Below are 11,599 nucleotides of genomic sequence, written 5' to 3'. Positions count from 1 at the left end.
CACGCCCCCGGCCCTACGCCCATCACGCCGCCTGCGGTCCCAGATAGCGGCCCAGTTCGTACGTCGCCGAGATCGTCGTGCGGTGCATCTCGCGGCTTTCGCCCTGCGGCACGCCCTCGGCGGAGTGGATGGTGCGGAAGTTGTCCCACAGCACCAGCTCGTCGTTCTTCCAGTCGTGGTAATAGGCGAGGCTGTCGTCGGTGATGTGATCGATCAACTGCCCGAGCAGGTCGTTGCTCGCCGCCGCCTCCAGCCCGAGGATATGCTGCGCGAACAGCGGCGAGATGTGCAGCATCTTGCGCCCGCTTTCCGGGTGCCGCACCACGGCGGGAAAGACCACCGGCGGATAGTCCCGCTGCTGCCGGTCGAGCATCGAGCGGATGCTCTCGTTCTCGCGCAGCACGGTGATCGGACGGCGCGCGGCACGCAGCGCGAAGGGGTTGCGCGCGTGGTCGAATCCATCTGGTAGACGATCTCCACGTCGTCCACCTGCGCCTTCAGCGCGGCGGGCAGGCGGTCGTAGGCCTCGACGCCGTCGATGAAGCCGGTCTTGCCCCCGGCGCCCGGCAGCCGCACCGACCGCAGCATCGCCCCGCGATTGCTCAGCGGCACGAAGGCAAGATCGAAATGCCAGGGCGTGAACCCGCCAAGCACTTCGCCGCCCACGTCGTAGAGCCACGGATCGTTGTCCGGATCGTACTTCAGCCGGTAAAGCTCGGGGTACTCGCCATCACGCAGTTCGCGCACGGTATGCGGCTCCAGCGGGCCGAACACCCGGCTGAGGTCGAGCTGGAAGGCGATCGTCGAGATGCCCTTGAAGATCAGCAGCCCGTGCCGCGCCCACAAGTCGCGCAAGCAGGCGCGCGCGGTCTCGTCGTCCAGATGCTCCTGCGCGACATTGTCGATCACCAGTCCGAACTCGCGGCCCGCAAGCAGCGGCGTGGTCCTGAAGCTCATCTCCACTCTCCCATACGTTTGTGAACGTCTTTTGCGGGAGTCTACACCGGGATTTTCTTCGAGTCCATTATGACAACGCGACGTATCTTTATATGATGACGCCCCCTAGTTGAAACTCGGAGTCACTTTGGATCAAAAATTGGCCTAGTATCGGCTATTTTAAGCCATTATGTATAAATTTCAGCGTATTATCGTCTGACGATTTTACACGATCGCAGGCGGAAGAGTAGCGCCGGGCGCCCCATCCGGAAATTCGATTCCGAATCTATTTTACAACACGTTATTATTATGCTCCAAACCCGGCATCCGACGCGGGAGGTAGATATTCCGCGCGGAGGGAGAGATAACCGGGGAGGACAACCATGCGGCGTATTCGCCCATTGCTTGCGTGCACATCCATGTTTTCAATCGCCGTCGCGGCCACTTCGGCCGGAGCGCAGGAGGCACCGGCAAAGCCGGGCTCGAACGAGGTCAACGAGATCATCGTCACCGCCAACAAGCGCGAACAGTCGATCAACACCGTGCCGATGACGATCACCACCGCCAGCGGCGACGCGCTGGTGGCCGCGGGCGTCCAGAGCGCGGCGGACCTTGCGCGCGTGGTGCCCGGCCTTACCGCCCAGCCCTCGCCGTTCAACACGCCGGTCTATACCTTGCGCGGCGTCGGCTTCTACGAATCCTCGATCGCGGCCTCGCCCACGGTCGTCGTCTACACCGACGAAGTGACCCTGCCCTTCAGCGCCATGACCAAGGCCGCCGCGCTCGACGTCGAGCGTGTCGAAGTGCTCAAGGGCCCGCAAGGCACGCTGTTCGGCAACAACACCACCGGCGGCGCGATCAACTTCGTCGCCAACAAGCCGACCGACGAATTCAAGGCCGGGGTCGATGCCAGCTATGCCCGCTTCGGGCAGGTCGACGCGCAGGCCTTCATCAGCGGCCCGGTTGCGGGCGACCTGAAAGCCCGCGTCGCCGCGCGCATCGTCGAGGGCGGCGCCTGGCAGTACAGCATCACCCGCCCCGGCGACACCAACGGCGCGACGCGCATGTTCCAGGGCCGCGCGCTGTTCGACTACCAGTCGGGGCCGGTAGCGCTCTCGCTCAACCTCAACGGCTGGACCGACCGTTCGGACTCGCAGGCGCCGCAGCGCATCGCGACCTACATCTCGGTCCCCGGCAGCCCCGAGGAAGCCGCCAACCGCGCCTATCCCACCCCGCCGCAGACCGCCCGTGCCGCCGACTGGGCAACGAGCCTTGGCAACGGCGTGGACGAGAACGTCAATCCGCAGCGCCACGACGACCGCTTCTTCCAGACAGCCCTGCGCGCCGAAGTGGAACTGTCGGACGCGGTCAAACTGACCAGCGTATCGGCGTACGAACGCTATCGTTCGGACTCCTACTCCGACTTCGACGGCACCGACCGCAACATCGCCGACAACCGCACGATCGGCCGGATCGACACCTATTCGCAGGAACTGCGCCTGTCGGGCGACACCGGCCCGCTGAACTGGGTCGTCGGCGGCAGCTACGAGAAGGACGAGACCTACGACCAGCTCTATTACTGGTTCTGGGACGCGACGACGTCGTGGGTCGGGCCGCTGCACATGGGCTACAGCTCCAACTTCTCGCAGCAGAACATCCGCACCCTCGCCGCCTTCGGCAATGCCGAATACAAGCTGACCGATGCGCTGACGCTGACCGGCGGCCTGCGCTACACCGACACCCGGCGCTCGTTCACCGGCTGCACCAGGAACGAGCCGGGCGGCAATACCGACGCGGTGTTCGAATATCTGGAATCGCAGCTGCGCGATCCCTCGCTGCCGTTCGTGCCCATCGGCGAACGGAACTGCACCGTCCTTGACGAGACGTTCGCGCCAACGATCACGCCGATCCAGGACAGCCTGCACGAAAACAACCTGTCGTGGCGCGCAGGCATCAACTACAAGACCGCCAATCGCGGCCTCGTCTACGCCACCGTCAGCAAGGGGTACAAGGCGGGCAGCTTCCCGACCACTTCGGCCGCCAACATCGACCAGTACAAGCCGGTCGTGCAGGAATCGCTAATCGCCTACGAAACCGGCTTCAAGATGCCGATCGACAACCGCCTGCAGGTCAACGGCGCGCTGTTCTACTACGACTACACCAACAAGCAGCTGCGCGGCCGCATCCTCGACATGGTGTTCGGCCCGCTCGATGCGCTGGTGCAGGTGCCCAAGTCGCGCGTCTGGGGCGCCGAGGCGGAAATCCAGGCGCGGCCCTTCGACGGCCTGCGCTTCAACGTGGCGGCGACCTACCTCGATACGAAGATCAAGCAGTTCACCGGCTACAACAACGCCGGCGTGATCGAAGACTTCGCGGGCGCCGAATTCCCCTATGCGCCCAAGCTGCAGCTGATCGCCGACGTGCAGTACGACTTCGCGCTCAACGACCGCGTCAACGCCTTCGTCGGCAGCAACCTGACCTACAACAGCAAGGCCAATGCCAGCATCGGCGACATCCCCGAACTGCGCATCAAGGCCTATGCCCTGCTCGACCTGCGCGCCGGTATCGAGGATGCGGACGGGCGCTGGAAGGTCTCGGTCTTCGGCCGCAACGTCACCAATACCTACTGGTGGTCCAACGCCCTGCAGACGCAGGACTATTACATCCGCTTCACCGGCAAGCCGGTGACGTACGGCATCCAGCTGGGCTGGAAGATCTGATGCAGAAGGAGAGGCAGAACATGACAGGTCGCCTGGAAGACAGGGTCGCGATCGTGACCGGGGCATCGAGCGGGATCGGCCGCGCCATCGTCGAGCGCTTCTGCAGCGAAGGCGCGAAAGTGCTCGCCGTCGATCTCGATGCGGCGAAGCTGGCGGCAGCGCATCAGGCCGGCGAAACGCTGGAGCTGCTGGCGCAGGACATCGCCGCGCCGGGCGCCGCCGAGGGCATCGTGCGCCGCGCGATGGAAGCGTTCGGCAGGCTCGACATCCTCGTCAACAACGCGGGCGTGTGCCTGCACCAGCCGATGGACCAGACCACCGACGACAACTGGGACCGGACGATGGCGGTCAACGTCACCGCCATGTTCAGGCTGTGCCGCGCGGCCATCCCGGCGCTGCGCGAAAGCGGCCGGGGGCGGATCATCAACACCTCCTCGATCATGGGCCATCAGGCGACGGTGGAACTGGGCGCCTACAATGCCTCGAAGCATGCGGTGGCTGGCCTGACCAAGACGCTGGCGCTCGAACTGGGGACCGACGGGACCACCGCCAACTACATCCTGCCCGGCGCCGTGCGCACCGGCATGACCCAGCCGTGGATCGACGGAAATCCGGCACTGGAGACCGCCTACGCCGACCTCGGCGTGATGGGCCGCATGGGCGAACCGAGGGAACTGGCGAGCGCCTTCCTGTTCCTCGCCTCGGACGACGCCTCGTTCGTCACCGGCCACGGCCTCGCAGTCGACGGCGGCGCACTGGCGCGGGTCCATTAGGCGGCTGACCTCCCCCCCCTCCCGCTCAGGCTGAGCGGGGGGCACGATTTGGCAAGTGGAAGCGACGGCAGCTTGCGACAACGGTAGAGTCGTATGTGGACGGTTCCCTCTTGCAAGACGTTTGAGCGGTTATTTTGACCAGATCGCTTGCTACCATATGTCCGACCTGTCTTTGCGGCCGTGTATAGCCGCTGGCCAAGATGGTTTCCGCGAGGTGAGTTCCAAACAGGAAGGCGACTGTTTGACAGCCACTGACTCTAACGGAGTGTCTCACGTTACGGATCGATCGATCAAACCACCTACTCGTTTCTTGCAAGATCCCACATCAGCTCAGCACGGTAGCACTCTATGATTGCTCACCATGACAGGCCAATCTCTCACGCTGCCTTTTTCAGAACTGGTTGGGCGGTTATCGCCCTGTAGCTTTCGCCGCTCACCATCAGCTTCCAGGCGATGCGTGCGATCCTGTTCGCCAGAGCGACGGCCACAAGTTTGGGCTTCTGGCTCCGTTCCAAAGCTTGACGAGCCAGGGCGACGAGTTCTTGCCGCGCCCCGCCCTCATATTTTTGAGAACGGAGGTGGCGCCCACGACCAACACGCTTCGCAAGTGTTCATCTCCAGCGCGCGTGATACGGCCGGGACGAGCCCGACCTGCCGTGGAATGATCCCTGGGCGTGAGACCAATCCAGGCCGCGAAGTCACGCCCCGATTTGAACAGCCTGGGATCAGGGGTTTTCATCATCAGCAGGGATGCGCCAATCGGGCCTACGCCCGGTATCCGGGCAAGACGCTGGCTACATTCATCGTTGCGATGCCACTCCATGAGTTTGGCTTCGACTTTTTTGATTTCTGCCTGCAACAGCTCATACTCGCGCCGATGAAACGCGAATAGTTCACGGGCAAGCTCCGGCAAACTACCATCGGAGGCGATATCGCCAAGAAGCAGCTCAATCCTCGATATGCCTCTAGCTGCCGTAAGCCCGAACTCGGCGGCATAACCGCGAATTGCGTTAGCCAGCTGGGTTCTGTTCCGGACCAGCCTGTCTCGCATACCTACCAGCATCAGAGCCGCTTGCTGGTCCGCAGTCTTGACCGGCACGAAGCGCATCGTCGGGCGGCTCATCGCCTCACAGAGGGCCTCGGCATCGGCCGCATCATTCTTTCCCCGCTTCACGTACGGTTTGGCCAACTGCGGAGCGATCAATTTCACCTCATGCCCGAGTGAGCCAAGGTGCCTTGCCCAGTGATGAGCGCTGCCGCATGCTTCGATCGCGATGACGGTTGGTGGCAGATCCTTGAAGAAAGCAAGCATCTGCGTGCGGGTCAGCTTCTCGCGGAGAACGGGCTTTTCCTCCGCGTTCACGCCATGCAACTGAAAGACATTCTTTGACGTGTCGACGCCAATACGGGTAATCTGCTCCACGGACGGCCTCCATCGTTTGAGTCTTTCGACAAGCTCAATCTGGCACATTGCGATGCCGTTGGGAGCCGTCCACCCCAACAGGAAGTGGCGCGGTGTTGTGCGGCGCGCCTGTGGGGCTTGCCAGACGATCCGTTTCCACTCCCTGCTCATCGAACCGGACGTGCAGATCTCCCGCATCCGGCTCTCGGACAAGATATCACGCCTTCACCCACGGCGGGCTGCGGCCAAGCTCGCCAGAGGTACGAGGCCGAAGCACTCGTACAGCTCAGGGTCGTGATAGGCTCCCTCGCGCTTTCGTCTGGTCTTGTGCTTGGGGGCACCTCAAGGTTCGTTCGCCAGACAACGCTAAGCCGGAGATGTCTCTGAAACTCTGCAATAACCTTTTTGCATGCCTGCCCCATTGCGCGGGTCTAGCCTGACCGATTGGGGGTCATTCCGACTCAGGCGGGGTACAACATGGCGCGGCGCAATTTACTGACGCGGGAAGAGCGCGAGCGGCTATTCCTACCAAGAACCGACCACTTCTCGATCATCAGGAACTACACGCTGACGGTCGAAGACCTGGATATCATCGGAAAGCGACGAGGCCCCGTTAATCGGCTCGGTATTGCTGCTCACCTTGCCTTACTGCGGCATCCTGGGTTTGGGCTGCGCACGAACTCGGACATCCCCGATGCTATACTCAACTACCTGTCTGCGCAGCTTGGCGTCGCTCCGGGCACATACGGTGCCTATGGCCAACGTCCGCAAACGCGAACCGACCACAGCTCAATTGCCGCTGATTACCTCGGTCTTAGGCCGTTCACACGCGCGGATGTTGCCCACGCTATTGAACTTGCAGCCCGTGCAGCCATGCGCAGTGACCGCGGAGAAACAATTGCCAGATCCTTGATGGATAACCTGAAGGCGGAGCGCTTTATTCTGCCCCTGCCCGACACCCTCGAGCGGGCCGGGCTTGCCGGGAGAGCACGCGCTCGTAAGCGCGCAGCATCGGAAATCGTCGCCGAACTGGGCGGCAGTACATTGGAGTTGCTCGACGCACTCCTGATCAATGACCCAGCCCTTGGTATGACGCCGCTGGCTTGGTTGCGGGATATGCCCGGATCTCCGTCAACCAAGAACATGAATGCGCTTCTCAAGCGGCTGCGGTTCATACGTGATCTCGGGATTGAACCGGCAATCAGCCTAGCAACCACGGGCTTCCGCTTTGGCCAATTCGTGCGCGAGGGCAGCGTCGCTCCGCCGTTTCTGTTGGCCGACTATTCCCACAATCGCCGCAGAGCGACGCTGGCAGCCGCGGTCGTCAATCTCGAGGTCAAGCTTGCAGATGCCGCAATCCTGATGTTCGAGCGCCTCATTGGCGGGCTGTTCACCCGAGCCAAGCGTAGCCAGGAACGCCGCTATCAGGACACAGCACCTTCGGTCGGCAAGCTCATGCGACTGTTTGGTGCAACGATCGCGGCGCTGGATATGGCAGAGGAAACTGGCGGCGATCCGCTGGTCCTGGTCGATGAGATGGTGGGCTGGCATCGCCTGATGGCAGCCCGTCCGCACGTCGATGCCTTGGCGGATCTCGGGAGGACACTCTGGTTCTTGCAACCGAGCGATACGCTACACTGCGCCGGTTCTCCCGCAACTTCCTCGACACATTCACGTTCAAGGCCTCGGGCAGCGGGACCAACCTGCTCTCCGCTCTCGATCTCCTCAAGCAGGCCAACGGCAGTTGGGGTACGCAGTTGCCAGCAAACCCGCCGATGCCCTTTTCCAATCGGCATTGGTCCAAATTGATAATGGAGGGAGGAAAGGTCAGCCGTCCGCGCTACGAGACGGCCGTGCTGGCGACACTTCGAGATAAACTGCGAGCGGGCGATGTCTGGGTCGAAGGAACGCGGGCTTACCAGCGTTTCGACGCCTATCTGCTCCCCCGCAAGGCCGCACAATCGGCAATCTCCGAACTGCCGATCAACGTGAATTCCGGAGAATATCTGGCTCATAAGAGCGCCGAACTTGATCGGCGATTGCGTCACTTCGCGCATCAGCTGCGGACCGGCCGCTTGCCTGGCGTGACGCTCGTTCGCGAAAAGCTGAAAGTCGTTCCGCTGCAAGCGGCGACTCCACCAGAAGCGGAAGCTCTTGACCGCAAACTCGATGCCCTACTCCCGCGCGTCCGAATTACCGAACTCCTGCTCGAAGTCGCTGAACGTACCGGATTTCTCTTTGCATTTCGGGATGTCCGCTCGGGCAAGGAGCACGATAAGCCCGCTGCCGTGCTCGCCGCCATTCTGGCGGATGGTACGAATCTCGGCGTCGAACGCATGGCCAACGCCAGCCAGGGCGTCACATATGCGCAGCTCGCCTGGACCCAAAACTGGTATATCTCGCCCGAGAACTACGAGGCTGCTCTGGCCCAGATTGTGTGCGAACATCACCGCCTCCCGTTCGCGCGAAACTGGGGCGAAGGTGTCAGTGCATCATCCGACGGCCAGTTCTTCCGCACCGGCCGGATCCGATCGGGCGCAGCCGAGATCAACGCAAAATACGGTCACGAGCCAGGTATCAAAATTTACTCGCACCTTTCCGACCATTTTGCCTCGTTCAGTTCGCGCATCATGTCTGCCACCGCAAACGAAGCCCCATACGTGCTCGACGGCCTGATGCTAGGGGCCCGCGAATTGCCACTGAAGGAGCTGTATACCGATACCGGCGGTGCGTCGGATCACGTCTTTGGCCTGTGCCACCTGCTCGGGTTCCGTTTCGTCCCTCGAATGCGTGATCTTGCAGACCGGCGGCTCGGAACCATCGTATCCGGTGCAAACTACAAAGGCATCGAATGTCTGTTCGGCCAGGCGATCAAGGTCGGCACCATTGAGGCAGAGTGGGATGATCTCGTCCGAATGGCCGCCTCAATTCGGGAAGGAACTGTTGCTCCATCTATCATCCTGCGCAAGCTTTCCGCCTATCGCCGGCAGAACAAGCTTGACCTTGCCCTTCGCGAACTTGGCCGCATCGAGCGGACGTTGTTCACGCTCGACTGGCTGGAACAGCCGGATTTGCGCCGCGCCTGCCAAGCCGGATTGAACAAGGGAGAGGCCCGGCACGCTCTGGCAGACGCCGTCTACACCAACCGCCAGGGCCGGTTCACCGATCGAACTCTTGAGAACCAGCAATACCGCGCATCTGGGCTCAACTTGCTCATCGCCGCCATTGCATACTGGAATGCCCTCTATCTCGGCCGGGCCGCCGATCACCTGCGGTACTCGGGAATTGAGATCGACGAAACACTGCTAGCGCACGTCTCACCTCTGGGTTGGTCGCATATCGGCCTCACAGGTGACTACCTTTGGGAAGATGCATCTTTCAGCGGCAACCGCGGGTACCGAGCACTCCACGACCCGAACGGCAGACTTCGGCTCGTCGCCTAGGATGTTCTCAGTATGTCCAGCTTAGCGTTGTCTGGCGAACAAATCTTGAGGTGAGGCCTACAACCATGTTCGGCCCCACTCATCGCTGGGAAATCGAACGCCTGCACAAGCGCGTCGGACGTTCGTGCAGGACGATAGCATCACGCCCGACGCGCTTGTGCAGGCGAGCGTGCCGGAATATTCAACCGCAAGACTCTCGTTATGAGCGAGGGACCGCCGGGGGGCAGGTCAGGGGATGCCGCCCTTCGCCCGCACGGCATCACGAAATTGCGCGCCGCGGTAGGCGGCTATCGGCAAACACCTCGCCAAGATTGTCGGGCAACGCTCCAGGACCTGCCTTGCCGTCGTTGATGTTGGGCGAGGTGACCGAGATCTCCTCGATCAGCGCCGTATCGGCATCGGCGCCGACATGGGCCTTGAAGCGTGAACGGCGCGCTTTCCTTTGTGCTTCACCCAGCGTGCATCACCGTCACTCTCGCTGGCCGACGCGATGATGGTCGCATCGACCAGCGTGCCGGTCTTGACCGTCACCGCCTTCGATCTGAGCTGCAAAGTCACAACTTCGAACAGAGTTCGATCGAGCTTGTGTGCAACATGCAGTCGTCGGAATCTGACGAAGGCCGTCCGTTCGGGTGTGGCCTCGTTCGCAGCGAATTCGCAGAACCGACGAAAGGAGGCGCGATCGTCGAGCGCCTCGGCCAGCTTCACATCCGACAGATCGTACCAGATAGACACAAGGAGTGCCTTGAGCATGGCAAGCGGCGGCCAGGCAGGCTCACCTTTGGAGGCAGGATAGAGGGGATTGAGAAGCGCATCCACGGCGCTCCAGTCGATCAGCGAGGCAAGCGCGTCCAGCGAAGAAGCGGCATGCTCTCGGCCAGCAAATCCCAATTGCTCCTGCCCAATCGAACGACGCGCCATCGGCAGCTCTCCTGCTTAGAAAGCCTATAGAATCAATAACTGACACCCATGTCTACGCCCACCCGCGCACAGGTCTCATAATAGGCATCCGAAAGCTTTTGACTGCGTGGTGATTACATAGTGCCACCTAAGCACTGAGGTGGTGGCGCCTTCTTGGCCAGTTTGGCGGCTGAGTTAAGCTAATCCCGGTTGTCTTTCATGCCCCCCATGATCTGATTGACCGATCCGGCGATAGGCCTGGACCGGGGTGGCCGGCAAGGCTCGAGTGCGGACTCTGGGTGTTGTAACACCTCTCTACGAGGACCCTGCGCATACCGAGACTTAGATCTTCGCCGACGAGCGCTATGCCTCGAGGAGGCCAACCGCGCCTCCCACCCCTTCGGCAAGTGGCGCGGCATCAGTAGCCATCCGGCAAATTTCATAACGTTCATGGCGAAACGGGCGTCACTACCGTTGCCGACTCCTGCCGAGCTTGCCGATTATGCACCGCACGGTCGCAATAAAGGCTTCGACCGCCCTTTTGATCTGTCCATCGTCCGCATCGATGGATCCGCGCCGGCGCGCCGTTTGGCCGACATGGGCGAATTCGGAGCCACCGCCCGGCAATCGGTCATCGCCCCTGATGGCATGCGCATCGCCTATGTCGTCGATCCGCGCACCAGTCCCGAGATTGCTGGCAAAGGCGGCCTCTATATCGGCGAATTCAAGGCTCCCTGATCCTCCGCCGTCAATCCACGGAGTTACCCGATGATCCGCACTTTCCGCTACGTCCTGTTAACCTGCGCCAGCTTCGCCTCGCTTCACGCCGCGGCAGCTCAGGAAAAACCCTCCAGCGAGTATACCGACGCAACGCGCGTAAACGTGCCGCTTGCGCCCTGGCTTCACGCGCTCGATGCCGCCTTCGTCGATTTCGATAGGGACGGCGACCTCGATGTCGCGGTCGCCGTGGAATATGGCGTGAACCAGCTCTACCTCAACGACGGGCACGGCCAGCTGACTTGACGGAAAGGCGCCTTTGGCAAGGTGGCGCACGACAGCGAGCATGCAGAGGTGGCCGACCTTAACGGCGATCTTCGCCCGACAGGACGGCCTGCGCCCCTATATAGGAGAGAAGACAGTGCCCGGCGATGCGGACGATAGCGACGCCGCGATCGAAGACGCAGCAACTGGCTGCTCAGCACCGGCCTGCATGGTACGGGGACCTGCCGGATGGGCTGCGAAGGTGAGGGAGTGGTCGATGCGCGCCTGCGCGTCCATGGCATCGACGGGTTGCGGGTAGTCGATTGTGTATGGATACCTACGGCGATCTCGGGCAATATCAACGGTCCCTGCATGGCCTTCGCGTGGCGCGCGGCAGAACTTATACTCGATCAACGCGTCGGCCAATGACCCATTGACCAGTCG

Annotated in this window: 8 protein-coding genes and 2 pseudogenes; 6 read left to right on the top strand and 4 right to left on the bottom strand. The window is 61.9% G+C overall.

Annotated elements, in window-relative coordinates; translation table 11 throughout:
• Positions 1 to 22: 22 nt before the first annotated feature.
• Together BES08_RS34535 and BES08_RS27265 are read right to left on the bottom strand one after the other, a co-directional pair.
• Positions 23 to 322 (bottom strand): TauD/TfdA dioxygenase family protein, encoded by a 300-nt coding sequence (locus tag BES08_RS34535; protein WP_268957479.1) that lies wholly within the window; start codon positions 320 to 322, stop codon positions 23 to 25.
• A complete protein-coding gene (locus BES08_RS27265) occupies positions 214 to 957 on the bottom strand; it encodes a TauD/TfdA dioxygenase family protein (RefSeq protein WP_069709935.1) in 744 nt (247 codons plus the stop codon). Before BES08_RS27265 ends, BES08_RS34535 begins: the two co-directional genes overlap by 109 nt.
• Positions 958 to 1,355: 398 nt before the next feature.
• On the opposite strand from BES08_RS27265, the gene BES08_RS27260 reads away from it, so the two are divergent.
• A complete protein-coding gene (locus BES08_RS27260) occupies positions 1,356 to 3,656 on the top strand; it encodes a TonB-dependent receptor (RefSeq protein WP_231958504.1) in 2,301 nt (766 codons plus the stop codon).
• A gap of 20 nt (positions 3,657 to 3,676) precedes the next feature.
• The gene (locus BES08_RS27255) at positions 3,677 to 4,429 is read left to right on the top strand and encodes an SDR family NAD(P)-dependent oxidoreductase (protein ID WP_069710216.1); all 753 of its coding nucleotides are present in this window, start codon (positions 3,677 to 3,679) and stop codon (positions 4,427 to 4,429) included.
• Between the two features lie 377 nt (positions 4,430 to 4,806).
• Here the strand turns inward: BES08_RS27255 and BES08_RS27250 are convergent.
• A pseudogene (locus BES08_RS27250) lies at positions 4,807 to 5,852 on the bottom strand (IS110 family RNA-guided transposase).
• 456 nt (positions 5,853 to 6,308) lie between these two features.
• Here BES08_RS27250 and BES08_RS27245 point away from each other — a divergent pair.
• A pseudogene (locus BES08_RS27245) lies at positions 6,309 to 9,274 on the top strand (Tn3 family transposase).
• 381 nt (positions 9,275 to 9,655) lie between these two features.
• Here BES08_RS27245 and BES08_RS27240 read toward each other — a convergent pair.
• Complete coding sequence (locus BES08_RS27240) at positions 9,656 to 10,195, bottom strand: transposase (protein ID WP_156799998.1); 540 nt, start codon at positions 10,193 to 10,195, stop codon at positions 9,656 to 9,658.
• A 429-nt stretch (positions 10,196 to 10,624) separates the two neighbouring features.
• On the opposite strand from BES08_RS27240, the gene BES08_RS27235 reads away from it, so the two are divergent.
• From BES08_RS27235 to BES08_RS33235, 3 genes are all read left to right on the top strand, one after another.
• Entirely contained in the window at positions 10,625 to 10,912 is a 288-nt protein-coding gene (locus BES08_RS27235) for a hypothetical protein (RefSeq protein WP_156799997.1), read from the top strand.
• 30 nt (positions 10,913 to 10,942) lie between these two features.
• Positions 10,943 to 11,197 carry an FG-GAP repeat domain-containing protein gene (locus BES08_RS27230; RefSeq protein WP_069709932.1) on the top strand — a complete coding sequence of 85 codons (255 nt, stop codon included), beginning with the start codon at positions 10,943 to 10,945 and terminating at the stop codon, positions 11,195 to 11,197.
• Positions 11,198 to 11,404: 207 nt separating this feature from the next.
• Positions 11,405 to 11,584, top strand: a complete 180-nt coding sequence (locus BES08_RS33235) for a GMC oxidoreductase (protein ID WP_156799996.1) — start codon at positions 11,405 to 11,407, stop codon at positions 11,582 to 11,584.
• Positions 11,585 to 11,599: the final 15 nt, after the last annotated feature.

The organism is Novosphingobium resinovorum (assembly GCF_001742225.1).
GTDB lineage: Bacteria > Pseudomonadota > Alphaproteobacteria > Sphingomonadales > Sphingomonadaceae > Novosphingobium > Novosphingobium resinovorum_A.
This window is presented reverse-complemented; position numbering and strand designations above follow the sequence as displayed.